This window comes from Xanthomonas sp. NCPPB 2933 (genome assembly GCF_056725225.1).
This window is the reverse complement of sequence record NZ_CM161518.1, coordinates 4345665-4367364: the sequence shown is the minus strand read 5'-3', so window position 1 is coordinate 4367364 and position 21700 is coordinate 4345665. Positions and strand designations below refer to the sequence as shown.

The 21700-nt window shown below is 64.5% G+C and carries 22 protein-coding genes; 8 read left to right on the top strand and 14 right to left on the bottom strand.

Features of this window, described 5'->3' with window-relative positions; genetic code table 11:
• Positions 1-93: 93 nt before the first annotated feature.
• Complete coding sequence (locus tag AC1PLU_RS18400) at positions 94-1365, top strand: sensor histidine kinase (RefSeq protein ID WP_183086883.1); 1272 nt, start codon at positions 94-96, stop codon at positions 1363-1365.
• Between the two features lie 31 nt (positions 1366-1396).
• Here the strand turns inward: AC1PLU_RS18400 and AC1PLU_RS18395 are convergent, their stop codons facing one another.
• Complete coding sequence (locus AC1PLU_RS18395; protein WP_481093488.1) at positions 1397-2098, bottom strand: SGNH/GDSL hydrolase family protein; 702 nt, start codon at positions 2096-2098, stop codon at positions 1397-1399.
• A 318-nt stretch (positions 2099-2416) separates the two neighbouring features.
• Between AC1PLU_RS18395 and AC1PLU_RS18390 the strand changes: the two genes are divergently transcribed.
• From AC1PLU_RS18390 to AC1PLU_RS18360, 7 genes are all read left to right on the top strand, one after another.
• Positions 2417-2797 carry a diacylglycerol kinase gene (locus AC1PLU_RS18390; RefSeq protein ID WP_023902762.1) on the top strand — a complete coding sequence of 127 codons (381 nt, stop codon included), beginning with the start codon at positions 2417-2419 and terminating at the stop codon, positions 2795-2797.
• 344 nt (positions 2798-3141) lie between these two features.
• Positions 3142-3774 carry a LemA family protein gene (locus tag AC1PLU_RS18385; RefSeq protein ID WP_023902764.1) on the top strand — a complete coding sequence of 211 codons (633 nt, stop codon included), beginning with the start codon at positions 3142-3144 and terminating at the stop codon, positions 3772-3774.
• 300 nt (positions 3775-4074) lie between these two features.
• Complete coding sequence (locus tag AC1PLU_RS18380; RefSeq protein ID WP_481093486.1) at positions 4075-4974, top strand: TPM domain-containing protein; 900 nt, start codon at positions 4075-4077, stop codon at positions 4972-4974.
• Complete coding sequence (locus tag AC1PLU_RS18375; protein ID WP_481093485.1) at positions 4974-5465, top strand: TPM domain-containing protein; 492 nt, start codon at positions 4974-4976, stop codon at positions 5463-5465. Before AC1PLU_RS18380 ends, AC1PLU_RS18375 begins: the two co-directional genes overlap by 1 nt.
• 54 nt (positions 5466-5519) lie before the next feature.
• Positions 5520-6410 (top strand): prolipoprotein diacylglyceryl transferase, encoded by an 891-nt coding sequence (lgt, locus tag AC1PLU_RS18370; RefSeq protein WP_104550680.1) that lies wholly within the window; start codon positions 5520-5522, stop codon positions 6408-6410.
• Positions 6407-7201 carry a thymidylate synthase gene (locus tag AC1PLU_RS18365; protein ID WP_481093484.1) on the top strand — a complete coding sequence of 265 codons (795 nt, stop codon included), beginning with the start codon at positions 6407-6409 and terminating at the stop codon, positions 7199-7201. Before lgt ends, AC1PLU_RS18365 begins: the two co-directional genes overlap by 4 nt.
• A gap of 44 nt (positions 7202-7245) precedes the next feature.
• A complete protein-coding gene (locus AC1PLU_RS18360) occupies positions 7246-7740 on the top strand; it encodes a dihydrofolate reductase (RefSeq protein WP_481093483.1) in 495 nt (164 codons plus the stop codon).
• A 164-nt stretch (positions 7741-7904) separates the two neighbouring features.
• Here AC1PLU_RS18360 and AC1PLU_RS18355 read toward each other — a convergent pair whose 3' ends face one another.
• The 13 genes from AC1PLU_RS18355 to lptD form a co-directional block, all read right to left on the bottom strand.
• Complete coding sequence (locus AC1PLU_RS18355) at positions 7905-9092, bottom strand: acyl-CoA dehydrogenase family protein (protein ID WP_023902927.1); 1188 nt, start codon at positions 9090-9092, stop codon at positions 7905-7907.
• A gap of 269 nt (positions 9093-9361) precedes the next feature.
• Complete coding sequence (locus tag AC1PLU_RS18350; protein ID WP_481106926.1) at positions 9362-10120, bottom strand: ABC transporter ATP-binding protein; 759 nt, start codon at positions 10118-10120, stop codon at positions 9362-9364.
• Positions 10117-10971 (bottom strand): ABC transporter permease, encoded by an 855-nt coding sequence (locus AC1PLU_RS18345; protein WP_481106925.1) that lies wholly within the window; start codon positions 10969-10971, stop codon positions 10117-10119. Before AC1PLU_RS18345 ends, AC1PLU_RS18350 begins: the two co-directional genes overlap by 4 nt.
• 8 nt (positions 10972-10979) lie before the next feature.
• Positions 10980-11984 (bottom strand): aliphatic sulfonate ABC transporter substrate-binding protein, encoded by a 1005-nt coding sequence (locus AC1PLU_RS18340; protein ID WP_481106924.1) that lies wholly within the window; start codon positions 11982-11984, stop codon positions 10980-10982.
• 11 nt (positions 11985-11995) lie between these two features.
• Positions 11996-13159, bottom strand: a complete 1164-nt coding sequence (ssuD, locus tag AC1PLU_RS18335) for an FMNH2-dependent alkanesulfonate monooxygenase (RefSeq protein WP_115039841.1) — start codon at positions 13157-13159, stop codon at positions 11996-11998.
• Positions 13160-13419: 260 nt separating this feature from the next.
• Positions 13420-13983, bottom strand: coding sequence for an FMN reductase (msuE, locus tag AC1PLU_RS18330; protein ID WP_481106923.1), 564 nt, complete (start codon positions 13981-13983; stop codon positions 13420-13422).
• Between the two features lie 205 nt (positions 13984-14188).
• The gene (locus tag AC1PLU_RS18325; RefSeq protein WP_481106922.1) at positions 14189-14449 is read right to left on the bottom strand and encodes a hypothetical protein; all 261 of its coding nucleotides are present in this window, start codon (positions 14447-14449) and stop codon (positions 14189-14191) included.
• Positions 14450-14575: 126 nt separating this feature from the next.
• A complete protein-coding gene (locus AC1PLU_RS18320) occupies positions 14576-15532 on the bottom strand; it encodes a symmetrical bis(5'-nucleosyl)-tetraphosphatase (RefSeq protein ID WP_481106921.1) in 957 nt (318 codons plus the stop codon).
• Positions 15533-15560: 28 nt separating this feature from the next.
• Positions 15561-15944, bottom strand: coding sequence for a Co2+/Mg2+ efflux protein ApaG (apaG, locus tag AC1PLU_RS18315; RefSeq protein WP_104550670.1), 384 nt, complete (start codon positions 15942-15944; stop codon positions 15561-15563).
• Positions 15945-15980: 36 nt separating this feature from the next.
• Positions 15981-16769, bottom strand: coding sequence for a 16S rRNA (adenine(1518)-N(6)/adenine(1519)-N(6))-dimethyltransferase RsmA (rsmA, locus tag AC1PLU_RS18310; protein ID WP_006451489.1), 789 nt, complete (start codon positions 16767-16769; stop codon positions 15981-15983).
• A gap of 105 nt (positions 16770-16874) precedes the next feature.
• Positions 16875-17843, bottom strand: coding sequence for a 4-hydroxythreonine-4-phosphate dehydrogenase PdxA (pdxA, locus tag AC1PLU_RS18305; protein WP_481106920.1), 969 nt, complete (start codon positions 17841-17843; stop codon positions 16875-16877).
• 4 nt (positions 17844-17847) lie between these two features.
• Positions 17848-19248 (bottom strand): peptidylprolyl isomerase, encoded by a 1401-nt coding sequence (locus AC1PLU_RS18300; protein ID WP_176339584.1) that lies wholly within the window; start codon positions 19246-19248, stop codon positions 17848-17850.
• Positions 19245-21674, bottom strand: a complete 2430-nt coding sequence (gene lptD / locus AC1PLU_RS18295; protein ID WP_481093474.1) for an LPS-assembly protein LptD — start codon at positions 21672-21674, stop codon at positions 19245-19247. Before lptD ends, AC1PLU_RS18300 begins: the two co-directional genes overlap by 4 nt.
• Positions 21675-21700: the final 26 nt, after the last annotated feature.

Here is a 21700-nt window from a genome sequence, read left to right as displayed (position 1 = left end):
CACGCGCCGCTCGCTTCCGCGTGCTGCCGGCTGGTTGCACGACGGGCTCACGGAAGCGTTGCCTCTAATCCGGCGCTCTCCCTGGATGCCGCAATGCCGCACGGGCTCCCACGAAAAATACGTCTCGCCTTCCTGTTGCAGGTCGCACTGGCGAGTCTGGCGATCGTCCTTGGCGGCTATCTGATCTCCTTCGTGATCAAGTACAGCCTGGTGCGCACCGTACTGGCAGACGAGGCGGTGCATTTTTGGCGCCTGCACAAGAGTGCGCCGAACAACCCGCCGCCGAATACCCGCAATATCCAGGGCTATTTCTCGCCTGCCGGCAAGCTCGGCGACAACGCACCGCCGGTGTTGCAACGGTTGCCGCGCGGCTTCAGCGAAGTGGCCGCTGCCGACGCGCTGGTGTATGTGGATCAACGTCCGGAAGGACGCTTGTATCTGGTGTTTTCGCGTTCGCGCGCCGCCCATCTGACCTTGTGGTACGGCGTGGTGCCGGCGATCGTGGTGTTGCTGTCGATCTACGGCGTGTCGTGGTTTACCTATCGCATCTCCAAACGCCTGGTGTCGCCGATCAGCTGGCTCGCACGGCGCGTTTCACAGTGGGACCCGCGCAATCCGGATGTGGATGAGTTGGCACCGGAGCGATTGCCTGCCGAATTACAGGGCGAAACACGGCAGTTGGCCGCAGCGTTACATGCGCTGGGGCAACGGGTCAGCGACCACGTTGCGCGCGAACGCAATTTCACCCGCGATGCCAGTCATGAATTGCGCACGCCGCTGACGGTGATCCGCGTGGCCAGCGACATGGCCCTGGCCGACGACGAATTGTCGCCGCGCACGCAACGCAGCCTGCGCCGTATCCAGCGCGCCGGCCACGATATGGAAGCGGTGATCGATGCGTTTTTGATCCTGGCACGCGAGGCCGAAATCGACCCGCAAAGCGAAACCTTCGACGCCGCCGAACTGGCCAGCGAAGAAGTCGACAGCGCGCGTGAATTGCTTGGCGACAAGCCGGTGTCGTTGCAGATGGTCGGCGACCGCAGCCTGCAGATGTTCGCCCCGCCGCGGGTGATGCGCGTGGTGCTCAGCAACCTGCTGCGTAATGCCTGTGCCTACACCGACACCGGCAGCATCGAAGTCGAAGTGACCCAGGACCGCATCATCGTGCGCGACACCGGCATCGGCATGAGCGAAGAAGCACGTGCACGTGCATTCGAGCCATTCTTCCGCGCCGATCCCACACGCCCGCAGGGCACCGGCCTGGGCCTGTCGATCGTGCGCCGGCTGTGCGACCGCTTCGGTTGGCGGATCGAATTGCATAGCGAGGCCGATGTGGGGACGTCGGTGGCGGTGGTGGTGGCCTGAGGGCATCTTTTGTCGGCCGATCTGCCTGGTCTTACTTCTGCTCCAACACCGGTGCCACCGCTTTGCGCCAGATCGCGTAACCATCGGCGGTCATGTGCAGCATGTCCTCGCGAAACAACTCCGGGCGCGGCTTGCCGCTGGCATCCAGCATTGGCGTGTAAACGTCCACGTAGTCCACGCGCGGCAGCGGCGCGAGTGCGTCCTTGATCAGGCGATTGGCAGTCACGATTGCCGGCAGCAAATGCGCGCGCGACGGGCTGGGTTTGATCGACAGATAGCTGATGCACGCCTTCGGTAGATCGCGCCGAATGCGCGTTACGAATGCCAGCACATCGTCGCGCACCTGCTCCGGCGTACGGCCACTGTTGAGATCGTTGTCGCCGGCATACAGCACCACCTGGCGCGGCGCGTAGGGGAGCACGATGCGGTCTGCGTACCAGGTGCTGTCGCGCACTTCGGAGCCGCCGAAGCCGCGATTGATCACCGGCTTGCCGGGAAAGTCCTGCGGCAAGGTGTCCCAGAAACGGATCGACGAGCTGCCCACGAATACGATGCCGTGCTTGGGTGGCGGCTGCTGCGCGTCGCTGTCGGCAAAGCGCTGCATGTCGTTTTCCCATGCGGCATTGGAGACCTGCGCCGGGACTTGCGGCGCGGTGTGTGTGGTGTCGGCGTGGACGTGGCCGGACAACAACGCAAGGGCGCACAGCAGTGTGCGCAAGGGATGCTTGATCATGCGAGAGAGCCTGCGGCAGTGAAGCGGACCGCCATGGTGCGACAGGCTGGAAGCGGAGGGCAAACCTGCCGGCTTCCATGGCGTGGCATCGCTTTGCGCGCAGATCGCTTCTTCGGGCCTGGCCCGACCATGCGGCAGATGGTGCGCCTTGCGGCAGGATCCGACTGCCTTGTAGGCCCAACGCCACCTGTTCGGACAGGTGTCACGCCCTGGCGGTGCGCAGCGCCACGGTGCAAAATTCGGCCTTTCCTGAGTAGCGACCACACCATGCGTTCGATCCGTCCCCTGATACGCCCTTGCGGCCGGAAGCGCTGACGCGTGGCCGATCAACTGGGACACGTGCCGCGCGGCCCGCGCCGCATGCTCAAGGCGGCAATCTGGTCGTGGCAGGGATTGCGCGCGGCATGGCTGCATGAATCTTCGTTTCGGCTCGAGGTCTGTCTGGCCGTGGTGCTGGCCCCGCTGGGGCTGTGGCTCGGTCAGTCCGGTCTGGAGCGCATCGCGCTGATTGCGCCCTTGCTGATCGTGCTGGCCGCCGAATTGTTGAATTCCGCGATCGAGGCGGTGATCGAGCGCTACGGCCCGGAACACCATGTACTGGCCGGCCGCGCAAAGGATATGGGCTCGGCGGCGGTGTTCTTGCTGCTGATCAATGTGCTGCTGTGCTGGGGGCTGATTCTGTTGCCGCGGGTGTTCTGAGAGCGATTGGTCACGCGCGCGCCGTGGCAGCCAGGCCCTTGTAGGCGATTGCTTAGCGAAAGCGTGGAGACGTACATGGCGATGCGACGCATCAGAGTGCGAGTGCGAGTGCGAGTGCGTCAGCGGAAGAGCCCGGCGTTCGTGTGGCGCGTAGTGACTCTCTTCAACAATTGCCAGCCTCTGCCGCGCCTAGCGAGCGCGCGCGCACCGATGCGTTCGAACTGAGGGTGTTCTTAATCCAAGAACTGCTCGCCCAGTGGAACAACCCGCCAGGCGGGCGCATGTGCATGCCGGCTTGACTTGCCACATGGCATGCTGCGGCTCTCTTCTACGGAGTCGCCTGCATGCCTGTCCTGATTCGCGCCCTGGTGTTGCTGATGCTGACCGTCTCGCTGTCCGGTTGCGGTTACAACGCGATCCAGCAGAAGGAGGAAGGCGTCAAGGCAGGTTGGTCGGAAGTGCTGAATCAATATCAGCGCCGCGCCGATCTGATTCCCAATCTGGTGCGCACGGTGCAGGGCTACGCTCAGCAGGAGCGCCAGGTGCTGACCGAAGTGACCAATGCGCGTTCGCGCGTCGGGCAGATTCAGGTCAACGCCGACGACGCAGCGTCGCTGAAGAATTTCCAGCAAGCGCAGGGCGAACTCGGTAGCGCGCTGTCGCGTCTGCTGGTGGTCAGCGAGAATTATCCGCAGCTCAAATCCGACCAGTCGTTCCGCGATCTGCAGGTACAGCTGGAAGGCACGGAAAACCGCATCACCGTGGCGCGCGGTCGTTATATCCAGACGGTGCAGGAGTACAACACCTATATCCGTTCGTTCCCGCAGGTGATCACCGCCAAGATCTTCGGGTATCAGCCCAAGCCGAATTTCACTGTGGAAAACGAAGCGCAGATCTCGCGTGCGCCGCAGGTGGATTTCGGTAATCAACAAGCGCCGCAGCAGCAGCCTGTGCAGCAACCGCAGCCTGCGCAGTAAGTAATTGCGATTTGCGCAGCATCAAATACTGCGGGGTTGGCCGCACGGCATGTCGAGGCAATTGTTAGGTTAGGCATGTCGATCTATCTATCGTCCGCTTGCTCAACCAACTTTCAGAAGCTGGGCATCAAGCCCCTCTCCAGCGGGAGAGGGGTTGGGGTGAGGGTACGGCGCGAAGCCTCTGTGTCATCTAATTGCACGAGGCTTCGTTCGTACCCTCATCCGCCCCTTCGGGGCACCTTCTCCCGATGGGAGAAGGGAACGGCTGAGTTTCAGTACTCATCAGGTAGGAGTTAGCTAATGCGGCAAACGCACAGATGGGTGTTGTGGCTGATGGCGCTACTGCTATTGCCGGCATCGCTGCTGGCGCAGGATCTAGCGGCGATTCCGCCATTGCGCTCGCCAGTGGTCGATGTCACCGGCACGCTGGACGCCACCCAGATCCAGCAACTCGAGCAGCAGGCACTTGCCTTGCAGCAGCGCAAGGGCGCGCAGTTGCAGATCCTGATCGTGCCGACCACCCAGCCGGAGGCGATCGAGCAGTACACCCAGCGCGTGTTCGACCAGTGGAAGATCGGCCGCAAGGGCGTGGACGACGGTGTGTTACTGCTGGTGGCCAAGGACGACCGCCGCGTGCGGATCCAGCCCGGTTACGGTCTGGAAGGCGCGATCCCCGACATCACGGCCAACCGCATCATCCAGGAGTATCTGGCACCGCGCTTCCGTGAGGGCGACTACGCCGGCGGCATCAGCGCTGCAACCGCGACGCTGGCCGGTTTGATCGAGGGCGAGGCCTTGCCTGCGCCGGTCAGCGGGCATGCCGATGGCGGCTTGGGCAATGGCTCGGGCGGTGGCGGCGGCTGGATCATGGCGTTGTTCATCGGCTTTGTCGTCGCGATGGTGGCGCGCGGCATTCTCGGCGCGTTGCCGCGGCCGCTGCGCGCGTTGCTGACCGGCGTCGCAGCCGGCGGTGCCGCACTGCTCTTCACCTCATTGTTGTTCGCCAGCGTTGGCGCTGCGGTCATCGGGCTGCTGGCGGGGCTGGCATCCGGCTCGCCGGGGCGCTTTGTCGGCGGCGGCGGCTGGGGCGGCGGCGGGTTCGGCGGATTTGGGGGCGGCGGCCGTGGCGGGTTCGGCGGCGGCGGTTGGGGTGGTGGTGGCGGGTCATCGGGAGGCGGTGGCGCCTCGGGGAGCTGGTAATGCGTTGGCTCAGGCATGTCTTTGCGCCCTCGGCGCAGCGTAGTTTCCCGGCCAGTTGCATGGACGCGATTGCCGCAGCCGTTGCAGCCAGCGAGCGTACCCATACCGGCCAGATCATGGTGGCGGTGGAAGCCGATCTGCCGCTGAGCGCGCTATGGCGTGGGCACACCGCCCGGCAACGCGCCGAACAGGCCTTCGCGCAATTGCGCACCTGGGACACCGACGCCAATAACGGGGTGCTGCTCTATCTGCTGCTGGCCGACCACGCCATCGAAGTGGTCGCAGACCGCGGTCTGCGCAGCCGCGTGCCGGATGCGCAGTGGGCGGAGGTGTGTCGGCGCATGCAGGAATTTCTGCGCGACGGCGAGCACGAGGCGGCGGTGCTAGCCGGGATCGAGGCGGCGACCGAGCTGTTGAGCGAGCATTTCCCGGCTGCTGCGAACGCGCAGCATGAAGACGAGCTGCCCGATCGTCCCCAGCTCTTAGGCTGAGCGCGTGCGAGATGTCAGAATAGACGCCTCGCTTTTTTGTGATCCGCGGTCCGCATGATCTATCTGCACGCCATCGACCCCATCGCCTTCTCGCTTGGCCCGGTGCAGGTGCACTGGTACGGGTTGATGTACCTGGCCGCGTTCTTCTCCGCCTGGGCGTTGGGACGCTCGCGCATCCTGCGCGGCCGCCTGCCGGGCGTGGACATGGACGGATTTTCCGACCTGTTGTTCTACGGCATGCTCGGTGTGGTACTGGGTGGGCGCATCGGCTACATGCTGTTCTATGCGTTCGACAGCCTGCTGGCCAACCCGCTGATTCTGTTCAAGGTGTGGCAGGGCGGCATGAGCTTCCATGGCGGCCTGCTGGGCGTGCTGATCGCCTGCGGGCTGTGGGCGCGCAAGCACCGGCTGCACTTCTTCGACGTGATGGACTTCGTGGCGCCGCTGGTGCCGTTGGGTCTGGGCTTCGGGAGGCTCGGCAATTTCGTCGGCGGCGAGTTGTGGGGCAAGTTCACCCAGGCCGGATGGGGCGTGATCTTCCCGCTTGCGCCGGAATTGGCCGGCCAATTGCCTGCCCAGATCCAGGCGCAGTACGCCACCGGTGCGTTGAATCAGTTCGCGCGCCATCCCTCGCAGCTGTACGAAGCCGCGCTGGAAGGCGTGGTGATGTTCGTGGTGTTGTGGGCGTTCTCGCTGAAGCCGCGTGCGCGTTATGCGGTGTCGGGGATGTTCGCGCTGCTGTATGGCGTGTTCCGCTTCATCGTGGAATTCGTGCGCGTGCCCGACGCGCCGATCGGCTACCTGGCCTTCAACTGGCTGACGATGGGGCAGATTCTGAGCCTGCCGTTGATCATCGGCGGGCTGGTGTTGCTGGCGATGTCGCGCCGCGCGCCGGTGTTGCAGCCAGTGGTGGTGGACACCGCCGTGGCGGGAGCTGCCAAGTGAAGCCGTATCTGGACCTGCTGCAGCATGTGCTGGAACACGGCGCTGAGAAGTCCGATCGCACCGGCACCGGCACGCGCAGCGTGTTCGGCTGGCAGATGCGCTTCGACCTCAACGACGGCTTTCCGCTGGTCACCACCAAGAAGCTGCACTTGCGCTCGATCATCCACGAGCTGCTGTGGTTTCTGCAAGGCGACACAAACATCGGCTATCTCAAGGACAACCAGGTCCGCATCTGGGACGAATGGGCCGACGCCGATGGCAATCTCGGCCCGGTTTACGGCAAGCAGTGGCGGCGCTGGACCGGCCCGGATGGTGTGGAAATCGACCAGATGCAATGGCTTGTGGACGAGATCAAGCGCAACCCGGATTCGCGCCGGCTGGTGATCAGCGCCTGGAACGTGGGCGAGCTACCTCAGATGGCGCTGATGCCGTGCCACAGCCTGTTCCAGTTCTATGTGGTGAACGGCAAGCTCAGCTGCCAGCTCTATCAGCGCAGTGGCGATATCTTTCTGGGCGTGCCGTTCAACATCGCCAGCTATGCATTGCTGACGCATATGGTGGCGCAGGCCACCGGGCTGGGCGTTGGCGATTTCGTGCACACCTTGGGCGACGCACATCTGTATTCGAATCACTTCGATCAGGCGCGCGAGCAACTGACGCGCACACCGCGCGCGTTGCCCACGTTGCGCCTGAATCCGGAGGTGACCGATCTGTTCGCGTTCCGCTTCGCCGACATTGCCATCGAGGGTTACGACCCGCATCCGGCGATCAAGGCACCGGTTGCGGTGTGAGCGGCGGTCGCATGATGCAGCCTGCCTGCGCGGTATGCTGAGGCATGAAAATCATCTTGATCGTCGCCCTCGACCGCAACAACGCCATTGGCCGCGATAACGAATTGCCGTGGAAGTTGCCGGACGATCTCAAGCGCTTCAAGGCGCTGACGTTAGGCAAGCCGATCCTGATGGGGCGCAAGACCGCGCAGTCCTTGGGGCGTGCGTTGCCGGGGCGCTTGAATCTGGTGCTGACGCGTTCCGCGCAGGTGCCGTTCGAGGGCATGCAGGCGGTGAGTTCGATCGATGAAGCGATCGTGCAGGCCGATGCGGCCGGTGCGCAGGAGCTGTGCGTGATCGGCGGTGGCGAGGTGTATCGCCTGACGATGGAACTGGCAGATGTTCTGGCCGTGACCGAGGTCGCCACGATCGTGGAGCAGGCCGACACCCACTTTCCGCCGATCGACCCGGCCGTGTGGGAACCGGTACAGCGCGAGCGACACACGGCCGATGCCCGCCATGCATTCGCATTCGATTATGTGGACTATCGCCGGCGCTGAGGCATGCGCGTTGCTGAAAGACCGATCGCTGCAGTGCGCAGTGGCGCGTGCGTTGAATGAGCGGTTGGTCGCTACCGCCGCATCACGTTCAAGCAACCAAGCGCGGCTGACACAACGAGTGCGTGGATGCAGGCGAAACATCAGCGCACTCAGGAATGGAACACTCAGGAATAGAAACTGGGCGTCGGCGGCTGCTGCCGCAGCGCCCATTCGCCGAGCTCGCGCAGCTTGTAATCGACCGGGTCGTGCAGCGTCTGGGTACGCAGGTTGCGCCAGTAGCGGTCCAGCCGCAGCGCGGCGTGGGTGGCGCGTGCGCCGGTGACTTCGAACAGCTTGCTGCAGACCTCCAGCCCGACACGGGTGGTGGCGACCTTGGCGGCAGCCACCGCCAACGCGACCTGCGCGCGTTCGTCGCTGCTCAGTGCGTGTTCCTTGCGCCAGGCGGCATCGAGCAGCTCGGCGGCGCGGCCGGTGAGTAGCCGGGCACTTTCCAGGCCCAGCCAGAACTCGCCGTAATGGGCCAGGATGTAGGGATCCTCGCTGGCCTGTTCGACACCGGAGCGATGCCAGGCGCGGGCTTGGGTCAGGGTGTAGGTGCGCGCTTCTTCGAACGCACCCTCGGCAATCCCCAGGAACAGATGCGCGAACAGCAACTGCGCGATCAATGGGCGCAGACAGGCGAACGGTGTGCTCAATGGGCCGGGATCGAGCAACAGTTCGCTTTCTTCCACGCGCACCCGTTCGAAGGTGGCGCTGCCGCTGTCGGTCTGGCGCTGGCCGATGTTGTCCCAGTCGTGGCCCAGCGAGATGCCGCTGCGCGCAGTGGGAATGGCGCCGATCAGCAGTTTGCCGCTGCGTTCGTCCAATGCGGAGGCGATCAGCATCTGCGAGTCGATGGCACCGGAACAGAAACTTTTTTTGCCGGAAAACTCGCGCCAGCCGTCGTGGTGCACGGCGACGGTGCGGGTATCCAGCGGATTGAGTGCGTTGCCCCAGAACCAGTGCGCGCGCGCGGTCTGTTCCAGCCATGGCTGCCACTGCGCTGGCTGGCCGAACAGGCGCACGGTGGCCAGCATCAAATGATGGAAGCCGAAGACATGCGCGATGGAGCTGTCGACTTTGGCGAATGCGCGCACGATCTGCAGCACCTCGCTCCAGCTGGCGCCAAGGCCGCCGTACTGCACGGGAATGCTCAGCGCGAGCAGTCCGCTGGCGCGCAATGCATCGCGTTCGGCCTTGGGCGTGCCGCCGCGTGCATCGCGTTCGATCGCGGTCTCGGCGAATTCGGCCGCCAGGCGCTGGGCGGTCTGCAGCGGAGTGAGCAGGGGTGGTTGTGGTGGGAGGCTCGTCATGCGCGATGGCCTTGTCGGATGGGAAACAGTGCGGTCAGTGCGGGTTGACCAGTAGCAAGTGTTGGGTGCTGATGATCGGGCGGCAGCCAAGCAGGGTCTTGCGCCTGCATTCCAGTTCGGCAGACGCATCAGGCGTGGCGAGCAAAACGGCTGTGCGCTCATCAGATCGGCATGCACGGTACTCGGAATCTCATGTGCCACGCTTGCATGACGTTGTCTGCGACTTGTCCAAGGCCGGCCGACGGCCGCTCTCGCGCCTGATCATCACTTCAAAACACATGAATGTCGTGCAGCGCCGCGAGCAGCGTCTGGCGGGCCTGACGCAGTGCCGGTTCGTCGGCCTGACGGTCGCGCGGACGCGGCGTGTCCAGCTGCAGTGCATGTGCAATCGATCCGGGCTGGCCGCCGATGACAATCGCACGGTCGCTCAGATAGACCGCTTCTTCGATGTCATGGGTGACCAGCAACACGCTGAAACCATGCTCGCCAGCCAGACGCAGCAGCAGGTCCTGCAGCTTGATGCGGGTGAACGCATCCACCGCGCTGAAGGGCTCGTCGAGCAGCAGCACGCGCGGTTGCCGGTACAGCCCACGGGCCAGCGCCACGCGTTGCGCCTGGCCGCCGGACAGTTGCTTGGGCAGCGCGCTTGCATAGTCCAGCAGGCCGACTTCGCCCAGCAACTGCTGCACGCGTGGAGATTGCCGCGCCGCAGCTGGCGACAGATCCGAATCGTCGGCGAAGGCGACATTGGCGGCCACGTCCAGCCACGGCAGCAGGCGCGGTTCCTGGAAGATGAAACCGATGCGCCGGTCGATGCCGCGCACGCGCGCGCCATCCAGCAGCACATCGCCGGCGTAATCGCGTTCCAGACCGGCCACGATGCGCAGCAGGGTGCTTTTGCCGCAACCGCTGGCGCCGATCAGGCTGACAATCTCGCCCGGTGCCACCTGCAGCTCGATGTCGCGCAGCACCTGGCGCGCGCCGAATTGTTTGCTGGCGATGCGCAGCTGCAGGCCGGTGCTGCTCACGTGTGGTTTCCTGCATGGCCAGGCACGCTGCGGTTCTGCAGATTGTCGCGCCAGCGCAAGGTGCGCGATTCGATCGCCTTGAGCACGCTATCGCTGAGCTTGCCGAGCAGGGCCAGCAGCACGATCGCACCGATCACGATGTCCGGCCGCGAGGTTTCGCGCCCGTCGCTCAGCAGATAGCCCAGCCCGCGCGTGGCGGCGATCAGTTCGGCCGCCACCAGAAACATCCAGGCCAGACTCAGGCTGGTGCGCAGCCCGGTGAAGATCGACGGCAGCGCCGCCGGCAGCAGGATCCGCCGCACCAGGCGAGGTTTGGACAGGCCGTAGCTTTCGCCCAGTTCCACCAGCGTGCGGTCGACCTGGCGCAGGCCGCTGACCACGCCCAGATACACCGGGAAGAACGCGCCGATGGCGATCAGGGTGATCTTCGGCGCCTCGTCGATACCCATCCACAGCAACAGCAACGGCACCCAGGCCAGGCTGGGCACTGCACGCAGCGCCTGGAAGCTGGGGTCGATCAGCTGTTCCAGCCAGCGGCTCAGTCCAACCCCGACGCCGATCAGCAAGCCCAGGCCGGCGCCAATGGCGAAGCCGGCCAGCACCCGCAATACGCTGGCGCCGATATGGCTGGCCAGCCCGCGGCCGGCCTCGTCTGCCAGCGTGGCCAGGATCTGGCTTGGCGGCGGCAGCAGGTAGCGCGGTGTCCAGCCGAGCGCCGAGGCGATTTCGAGCGCGCCGAAGAAGCTCAATGGCAACAGCCAGCCAAGGCTGCTGGCCGGCAGTCCGAGTCGCAGTCGCGACGGCGCCGTGGTCGGTAAGCTGCGTGTAACGCGCAAGGAGGTGTCGTTCATCGCCGCGCTCAGCCCTGCGCCACACGTGCGCGTGTGGCGTAACTGGGATCGATCAGTGCGGCCAGCACCTTGCTCAGATCGGTGCCGGGCCGGACCAGGCCTTCTTCCAGCAGGATGGGCGCCGCGCTCTGCAGCGCCGCCCGCTCTTCGGGACCAATCACCGGATTGCGCAGGTCGGTGCGCTGCAGCTGTAGCCTGGCGACCTGGGGTGACAACCGGGCCTCGGTGGCGATCAGCGCGGCAAGTTCGTCGGGGTGGGCGATCGCCCATTTGCGCGCTTTTTCATAGGCCTGGATCACCAGCGGAATCTGATCGGGGTAAGCGGCCGCGAAGGTCTCGCTGACATTCAAGAAGCCACGGGAATTGAAGGCGACGTTGCGGTAGATCAACCGCGTGCCGGCTTCGATCTGGCTCGCGGCGAGGTGCGGGTCCAGGCCGGACCACGCGTCCACATCGCCGCGTTCGAGCGCGGCGCGCCCGTCGGGATGCTGCAGATGGACGATCTCCACCGCGTTCTTGCTCAACCCGGCCTGCCGCAGCGCGCGCAGCAGGAACAGGTAGGCGTCGGTGCCCTTGGTGGCGGCGATGCGTTTGCCTTTGAGTTCGCTCAGCTGCCGGATGGGCGAGTTCTTGCCCACCGCCAGCGCGATCCATTCCGGGCGCGAATAGATGTACACGGCCTTGATCGGATTGCCGTTGGCGCGCGCCAGCAGCGAGGCCAGGCCGGCGGTGCTGCCGAAGTCGATGCTGTTGCCGCCCAGGTATTCCAGCGCGCGATTGCTGCCGGCCGACAGCACCCATTTGACCTGCGTGCCCTGCGCCTTGAGCGCTTGTTCCAGCCAGCCGAAGTGCTTGAGCACCAGCGAGGTCGGCGAGTAGTAGGCGTAGTCCAGGCGCAGTTGTTTGGGAACCGCACCGTTGGCTTGCGCAAGGGCGGTGCTCGACAACAGCGGCGAGGCGCCGAGCGCGACGCTGGCGAGGGTTCCGAATTTCAGCAGGTTGCGGCGCTTCATAAATGCTCCAGTCAGCGCGCCGCAGCGCGCGGCACGATGGTGTTGGCGATGACCTCGCCGAAGGGGCCGCTCAGGGCCTGCCCGGGCAGCTTCTGCTTGAGCGCGCGCGGCAGCAGCGGGAACACCAGCTCGGCGAAGCGGTAGGCCTCCTCCAGATGCGGATAGCCGGAGAAGATGAAGGTGTCGATGCCGAGCGCTGCGTATTCCTCGATGCGCTTGGCCACGGTCTGCGGGTCGCCGACCAGCGCGGTGCCGGCGCCACCACGCACCAGGCCGACGCCGGCCCATAGATTCGGGCTGACTTCCAGATCGGCGCGGGTGCGGCGCTGACCGCTGCTGTGCAGCGCGGCCATGCGCCGCTGGCCCACCGAGTCCATGCGTGCGAAGGCACTCTGGGCGCGCTCTACGGTGTCATCGTCCAGGTGACTGATCAGCGACTCGGCTGCCGCCCACGCCTGTTCATCGGTCTCACGCACGATCACATGCAGGCGGATGCCGAAGGTGAGCGTACGCCCGAGCGCGGCGGCCTTGCTGCGCACCGAGGCGATCTTTTCCGCCACCGCTTCCGGCGGCTCGCCCCAGGTGAGATAGGTATCGACCTGTTCGGCGGCCAACTCATGCGCAGCATCGGAAGAACCGCCGAACCACACCGGCGGATACGGCTGCTGCACGGTGGGATACAGCAGCTTGGCCGCCTTCACCTGCAGATGTTTGCCGTCGAAGTCGTAGCTGTCGCCTGCGTGGCTGTGGGCGATGATCTCGCGCCAGATGCGGATGAATTCTGCCGAGGCCTCGTAGCGCTCGGCGTGGTCAAGAAACACGCCATCGCCTTCCAGCTCGCCACGGTCGCCGCCAGTGACCAGGTTCACCAGCAGGCGCCCTCCGGACAGCCGATCGAAACTGGCGGCCATGCGTGCGGCCAGCGCTGGCGCCATCAGGCCAGGGCGCAGCGCGACCAGAAACTTCAGCCGGCGTGTTGCGTTGATCAGACTGGACGCGACCACCCACGGGTCTTCGCAGGAGCGCCCGGTGGGAATCAGCACCCCGTCGTAGCCCAGGGTGTCGGCCGCAACCGCCACCTGGGTCACGTACTCGGCGCTGACCTGGCGTGCGCCGGCGCTGGTGCCCAGATAGCGGCTGTCGCCGTGTGTGGGAATGAACCAGAACATGTCCATGGTTGGTCTCTTTGGTGCGAGCATTCGGTGCGAGTCCCTCGCAGGAGCCCGCACATCCATGTGCGGGGATTAGATCGGGCGAGTCCGTCGCAGGAGCCGCACATCCGTGTGGGGAACGGGCCAATTCGTTGCGCGAGCCATCGCATCTATGCGTACGTGTGCTAGGCGAGTTCTTTGCAGGAATAGTCCGTCATTACGTGCGCGGGGACTTAATAAGCGGCTGACCTATCAGAACTCGCACTTGCGCATGCAGGATTTGCTCAGGCAATACGCCGCAGCGCGTCGGGGCGGGCGCCGAGTACGCCTGCGGCGCGTTCGGCGGCCAGTTCGATGCGTTGACGCAGGGCCGGATTGACCACGCGGTACTCCTGGAAATCGGTCTCCGTGGCGTAGATGCCGATCGGCAAAGTCAATGCCTGGAAGAAGGCGAACAGCGGGCGCAGTTGATGGTCGATCACCAGTGCATGCCGCTCGCTGCCGCCGGTGGCAGCGAGCAGGATCGGTGTGTCGATCAGCGCGTTGATGTCGATCAGATCGAACAGATGCTTGAGCAGGCCGGGATAGGAGCCGCGATACACCGGCGCGACGACCAGCAGCAGGTCGGCCGATTCGATCTGGCGTAACGCCTGTTCGGTCGTCTCATCCAATTCGCTGCGCCACAGCGCCGCGCCCAGTGGCCGGGCGATATCGCCGAGTTGGAGAATGCTTGGTTTGATCGGCAGTCGTTGTGCAAGTTCGGCAAGCGTTGCCTCAGCCAACGCAAGGCTGCGCGAAGGGCGCGAGGTGCCGCCGGAAACGGCAACGACATTCAACGGAGTGCGCATGCAAGAGTCCTGTGGTGGCGGTATCGGGCGGTCACGTAATCTGTGTCATCCGGATAACAACAGTGTTGCTGCAAGGTAAAGAGCAGTGCGTCGACACTGTTTTCTGTATCGACAGCGTGGCATCCCATCTGACTGCACACTGGCAGATATGGCAATGCACGCTACCTTCAAATGCGCTGATGGCTTATCAGATTTGAGAATGACTTTATGAAAAACGCGTCATTCGCCGTGTTTTATCGATCTTTCCATCGCCACTCATGATGCCGATGGCATGACGAAACTGCCTGCGGAGATAAGTGCAGACCGAATGTGGGTGGAGCACGATTAACTCAGCGCTGCGAACCTGATCGAAACTCCGCCGCAGTTCGCCGAACGTGGCGTCGTTGGGCAGGGCATCGGCGTGGCTTTGCGGCTTCCCGCATTTCATCGAAGCGCCGATTACTTCAGTCGCAACGTATCTCGGCATGCACGCGTGCTGGAAGCCGAGAGCGCAGGCATTCCCGTCACGTGGCAGTGCCACGATAACGCCGCCACGCTGCCGCCAAGCAAACGCTCGGCATGCTGCAACCAGCACGCCGACCAATCCCGCTTATCAGTCTGCGGCGGGCGGGGGCGTGTTGGGAGCAGTGGTGGAACTTGCGTTCGCGTTCGCGGTGTCGCCACCGCCACCACGCTGGCGTTGCCGACGACGCGGTGGTCGCGCGCGCTGCGCTGCCTGCGGCGGGTGCGTGATCGGGATTCCCGGCACCTGCACTACGCGCAGGTCGTCGGTGTCCAGCTGCAGGGCGGTGAGCTTGCCGCCCCACACCGCACCGGTATCGATGGCGTGCACGCCCTGGGTGATGGTCAGTCCAAGCGCGGACCAATGCCCGCAGACGATCTTCAGATCGCGCTCCACCCGGCCCGGCACTTCGAACCACGGATACAGACCCTGCGCCTGCGTGCCCGGCGTGCCCTTGTCGTCGGTGGCGATGCGCCCGCGCGGGGTGCAGTAGCGCATGCGCGTGAACAGGTTGATGATTGCGCGGCTGCGGTCGTAACCGCTCAAGCCCGGCGACCAGCCCGGCTGATCGCCGTACATGTTGCGCAGCAGTTTGCGATAGCCGCCGCCCTGCAATTGCTGCTCGACCTCGCGCGCATGCTTCTCGGCCAGTTGCGTGGTCCACTTCGGCGCCAGCCCGGCATGGATCATCATCCAGCCCAACGCGCGGTCTACATGCGCCAGTTTCTGCATGCGCAGCCAGTCGAGCAGCACGTCGCGATCTTCGGCCAGCACGATGCGCAGCAGATCCGGATTGACCTTGCGCTGTTCTTCTTCCGAACGCGCGCCAATCGCCAGCAGCGAGAGATCGTGGTTGCCCAGCACCACCACACTGTGCGCGCGCAGCGAATGCACCAGCCGCAGCGTTTCCAGCGATTGACCACCGCGGTTGACCAGATCGCCGCAGAACCACAGCGTGTCCTGGGCGGGATCGAAATTGATTTTTTCCAGCAGGCGCTGGGTGATGTCGTAGCAACCCTGCAGGTCGCCAATTGCCCAGACGCTCATCGCGTGCGCTCCCTCATTGCAACATCCATCAGTGCAGCGTCCTGGGTACGCTCAGCACGAAGGCGGCGATCGGGGCGGTGAATTCGGTGCCATCGTCGGCCACCATGTCGTAGTGACCTTGCATCTGTCCCTGCTCGGTTTCCAGCAGCACGCCGGAGGTGTAGTTGAAGGCCTCACCCGGGCGTAGCCATGGCTGCTCGCCGACCACGCCTTCGCCATCCACCTGCTCGGTGCGTCCGTTGGCGTCGGTGATCTGCCAATGGCGCGCGATCAGGCGCGCGGGCAGCGCGCCCGCGTTCTGGATGCGGATGCTGTAGGCGAAGGCATAGCGGCCTTCTTCCGGGGTCGATTGATGAGCGAGGAAGCGGGGCGATACCTCGACCTCGACCCGATAGCGCGGATCATCTTGCATGGGGAAAGTCTAAGGAAAACGATGTGGGAGGGGCGCTCAAGCCAGCTCGACATTGGCCAGACGGATGAAATCCGCGACCTCGAGTTGTTCGGCGCGTGCATCCGGGCGCACCTGCGCGGCCTCGAAATGCGCCGGCTCGCAGACCTCGGACAGGGCATTGCGCAAGGTCTTGCGGCGCTGCCCGAAGCCGGCGCGCACCACGTCGGCAAAGCGCCGGCGGTCCTTGATCAGCACCGTGGCCGGGTCGCGCGGCACCAGCCGCACCACCGCCGAGTCCACCTTGGGCGGCGGCCGGAACGCCCCGGGCGGCACCACGAACAACGCGGTGACCTCGCAGTACGCCTGCAGCATCACGCTCAGCCGGCCATAGACCTTGCTGCCGGGGCCGGCGGCCATGCGGTCGACCACTTCCTTTTGCAGCATGAAGTGCATGTCGGCCACGGCGCCTGCATGGTCCAGCGCATGGAACAGGATTGGCGAGGAAATGTTGTAGGGCAGGTTGCCGACCAGCCGGATCGGCGTGCCATTGGCCAGCGCGGTGAAATCCACGCTCAACACATCGCGATGGATGATGCTCAACGCGCCGATCGGTGCGGCGGCGTCGGTCAATGGCGCGATCAGGTCGCGGTCGAACTCGATCACGGTCAACGCGCCGTGCTTGCGCAGCAGCGGGAAGGTGATCGCACCCTGGCCAGGGCCGATTTCGACCAGATGCTGGCCGGCGCGCGGGGCCACTGCCTGCACGATGCGGTCGATGTAATACCGGTCGGCAAGAAAGTGCTGGCCAAGCGACTTCTTGGCCGGAGCGCTGAAGGAATGATTCATGTGCGCAGTTTAACGGAGCCAGTGCATGCAAGCGGTGTCGTTTCTGACTGCCTGACGAATCTAAAGGACGATCGGCGCGCAAATGCGCACGCGATCAGGCATCGCTCAGCCGCGTGCGGCCAATCGCGCGCACAAGGCGGTTGCCGCCATCAGGCTGGACGGGTCGGCAATCCCGCGCCCGGCCAGCTCCAGCGCGGTGCCATGATCGACCGCCACGCGCGGGTAGGGCAGGCCGAGCGTGATATTCACCGCCTGCTCGAAGCCGCTGTACTTGAGCACCGGCAGGCCCTGGTCGTGATACATCGCCACCACCGCATCGAAACCGGTGAGCTTCTGCGGCAAAAATGCGGTGTCGGCCGGTAGTGGGCCGATCAGCTGCAAGCCTTCGCCGCGCAGCTGCTCCAGCACCGGGATGATGATGTCCAGTTCCTCGCGGCCCAGATGCCCGTCTTCGCCGGCATGCGGATTGAGGCCGAGCACGGCGATACGCGGGTGTTCCAGACCGAAGTCGCGCTGCAATGCCGCCGCAGTGATACGCAGGCAGCGTGCAACGGTGTCGGCGGTGATCGCGTCGGCCACTGCGCGCAGCGGCAGATGGGTTGTCACCAGCGCCACACGCACGATCGCATTGGCCAGCATCATCACCACCGGGCAACCGGCCTGTTCGGCCAGCAATTCAGTGGTGCCGGAATAAGGGATGCCGCCGGCATTGATCACTGCCTTGTGCACCGGGCCGGTGACAATTCCCTGCAACTTGCCGGACAGGCAGTCGCCGGCCGCGCCACGCAGGCCGGCGATGACCGCCGCCGCGTTGGCAGGGTCGGGTGTGCCAAAGCGGGTTGCCACGGTCTGGCGGATCGGATGCAACGGCAGATCGCCGGGTGCACGCGCAGGTTGATCCGGATCGAGCAGGCGCATAGACAAACACAGCGCCTTTGCGGCGCTGTGCAGGGTATCGGGATCGGCGTAGGCGATCAGGTGCGCATCGGAGCGCGGCCGCTGGGCGAGCCGGACACAGAGTTCCGGCCCGATCCCGGCCGGCTCGCCTGGCACCAGCGCGAGCGACGGGAGCATCGAATCAGCGCGTCGGCTGTGCCGGCGGCGGCGTTGGTGCGGCAGGCGCCGCAGGGTCTGCCGGCTTGGCCGGAGCGGCAGTGGCGTCGCCATCGGCACGGTCGCCGGTGCGGAAGCTCACATACGCTTCGCCGCGCAGTTCCTGCAGGTAGCGGTTGTACTCTTCTTCCAGCTTGCGACGGCCGATCGTTTCACGGATCTGCGCACGCTGGCTCTCGGCACTGACATCGGTCTGGCGGCTACCGACGCGCTGCACGATATGCCAGCCCGCCTGAGTGCGGAACGGCTCGGACACTGCGCCGTCTGCCAGGCCTTCGACCTGCTTGCCGAAATCCGGGCCGAACGCGTCGGCCGGGAACCAGCCCAGATCGCCACCCTGACCACGACTGTTGGTGTCTTCGGAAGACTCCTTCGCCGTGGCCTGGAAGTCGGCGCCACCGGTGATGCGTGCACGCAGCGTATCGATCTTGGCCTTGGCCTGCGCCTCGGTCTGGTTGTCGCCGATACGCACCAGGATGTGGCGTGCGTTGTACTCAGTGACCAGTTTCTTTTCGCCACCGGCATTGGCGTCGCGCATTTCCACCAGCTTGAGCAGCTGAAAGCCGCTCGGGCCGCGCAGCGGTCCGGCCACCTGGCCAGGCTGCATGTCGCGGATCAGCTGAGCGAACGCGTTGGGAATTTCGTCCAGGCTGCGCCAGCCCAGGTCGCCGCCTTCCAGTGCATTCGGGCTGTCCGAATAACGCACCGCAGCGGCCGAGAAATCCAGCTCACCCTTATCGATCAATGCCTTCACGCCATCGACCTTTTTCTGACCGGTGGCGATCTGTTCGGCGTTGGCGCCTTCCGGCAGGCCGACCAGGATGTGCGCCAGGTGATATTGGCTACCGGTGGTGGCCTGTTGGGCCAACGCGGTATCCACTTCACCTTCGCTCACGCTGATACGGCTCTGCGCAAAGCTCTGGCGCAGGCGCTGCACGATGATTTCGTCGCGCACCGAGGCACGGAAGTCACCATAGCCCATGCCATCGGCGGCCAGCTTCTGGCGCAAGCCATCCACCGTGGTGCCGTTCTGCTGCGCAATGCTGGCGATCGCCCGGTTGAGCTCCTCGTCGCTGACGCGAATGCCGGTGCTGTCGGCGCGGCCGACCTGCAACTTGACCAGCACCAGACGCTCGAGCACCTGACGCTGCAGGACATCGTCCGGCGGCAGCTGATTATCGCGGCCGGCGTATTGCGACTTGACGTTGCGTACAGCGCGATCGAGCTCGCTCTGCAGCACCACATCTTCGTCCACAATGGCAGCGATGCGATCCAGTGGCTGGGATTGCTGTGCCGAGGCCAGCGGCGAAACCGTGCTGGTGATCACCAGCAGCGAGGCAAGTAACACAGAGAAAGGCTTGGTCATGGAATCAAGTTCGGATCGTAATCGTCCGGATTAGTCGTGGTGTTGCTGGGCGGGACCAAGTACAGGTCGTCGCGGTAATAGCCGAGAATAGCACGGCGCAAAGTGCGGTCCGTGTTCTGCCCGAACGAGCTCAAGCCCTTCAGCACGAACTCCACCTGGATGGAGTTGTCCATCTCGCCATTGCGGTTGCGCACGAACCGGCGCACCAGCCCACGCACGGCCAGACAGCAGCTGTCCCACTGCACGCCACCGATGATTTCCAGCGGCTTGCGGTCCAGCAGCGAGTAGTAATAACGACCGACAGCGCTCCAGGTGGGATTGATCGGATACAGAAACGAGAAATCAGCCTGCTTGAGCTGATCGCTTTCGTCGATCAGGTTGCGCCGGTAGCGATACGCCAGGTTGATGACGCCGTCGTTGTTGAGCAGATAACGCGTGCGCAGGCTGGCCAGATCTTCCTTGCGCGAGTTGGGGTTCCACTGATAGGTGGCGCCCATCGACCAGCGATCGTTGATCATGTAGTTGGCATCGGCCACCCAGGCGGACTTGCCCTGTTCGATGGTCTGCTCGCTACCGGCCGCCGAGTTGGTGCTGTTGTTGATGGTGACCAGCGAATCGTTGAAGTACAGAATCTGGCCTGCACTCAATGACAACTTTTCGCGACCATCGTCCTGGCGCAGCCAGCGCGAGGTCACCGCCAAGGTCAACTGGTTGGCATCGTTCTGGCGGTCGGCGCCGGTGTAGCGCGAATCGCGGAACAGTTGCCCGTAGCTGAAAGTAAACGGACGCGTATCGAAGACCGGCAGGTCGTCCTGGTCGCGGTAGGGCACGTACAGGTAATACATGCGCGGCTCCAACGTATTGAGATAGTTGGTGCCGAACAGCGAGGTCTCGCGGTCGAAATACAGACCGGCATCCACCGAGGCGATCGGGAGGCTGCGTGAGGGCGAGCGATCGCCGGTCAGCGGCGCCGTGTTGGCCAGCGTCGAATCCAACTGGTACGTGGTATAGCGCCAGGCCACGGTCGGCGTCAGGAACCACGCCGCACCTGACAAAGGCATCGAGATGTAAGGCTTGATGTCCAGGCGTGAGCCGCTGCCGTATTCCTTGTTGCGGATATTGGTGCGGACGTAATCGTCCCCGTCATCGCCGTTGGTGTTTCCGTCGGTCGGAGGCCTGACCAAATAAGAGTCGTCGTGGGTAAAGCGCACCGCTTCGGCATATACGCCAGCTTCGAAAATGCCGAACGGCTTCTCCCAGGTGAAATACGCACGCGGTTGCCGGTTATAGGGCAGTGACTGCTCATCAAGCGTGTAGTCGGTCAGCTGCCAGCGGTCTGCCATCAGGCCCGCGGTCCAGGTCTCGCCGGTACCGTAGATGCCCACGGTGCTTTGCACACTGGAAGCCGAGCCCATGCCATTGATGCGGCTGGTGAAGTCCTCCACATAGCGCGTGTCGCTGACCCAGGCAATGCTGCTGCGCGCCTGCCAGTACTTGTTGACGTTGTGATAGCCGCTGTAGAAGACGCTGCCACGGTCCTTGTCGCGCAATTTGTCGTTGGGCAGATAGTTGCCGGTGATCTCGCCGCGGCCGCCCTCGTACAGATAACGGAATTCGGTACCGAACATGAAACCGCGCTTGCTCATGTAGCGCGGCAGCAGCGTGGCGTCGTAATTCGGCGCCAAGTTGAGGTAGATCGGCTGCAGGTAATCGAACCCGTTGCGGCCGGACAGGCCGAACTGCGGGAACAGCAGGCCGGTCATGCGGCGGTCGTCGATCGGAAACTTGAACCACGGGAAGTACAGCACCGGCACCTTGCCGATCTGCAGCACGGCGTTGCGCGCGGTACCGAAGCCTTCTTCGTTGTCGACGTCGATCTCCGGCGCGCGCACGCGCCAGATCGGCTGCGAGGGATCGCAGGTGGTATAGGTCGAGCGGTGCATCTGCCCGACCTGGCCCTGCAGGTCCACCGATTCCGCCGCGCCATTACCGCGGCGATCCACCAACTGGTACTGGATGTTGCTGACCTTGTGGGCGTCGGTGTCCTGATTGCCTTCGGCGCGGTCGGCGACCATGCGGAAGGAGGTGTCCTGATAGCGCACGTTGCCTTCGGCGATGTAATTGCCGGTTTCGGTGTCCATGCGCAGGTTGTCCGCACCCAGGAACTGGTCGCCGCGCTTGAGCGCCACGTTGCCCTGGTATTGCGGGGTGGTGCTGGTGCCGGACAGCTGATCGCCTTCGATATCGGTGGGCAGCTGTTGGCGCATCTCGGCGGCCTTGGCATCGGCGGCCGGGGCGCCGTCGAAGCCGGGAAGCGGGTCCACGGCAGGGCACAATCCCCAGTTCAGCGGCTTGTCGGCAGCCATGGCCGGGAGGCAGATGGCAATGCTCAAAGGCAGGGGCAGCAGGCGAAGGACTCGGCGCACGCGTGGGTTCAACCAGTAAAATGGCG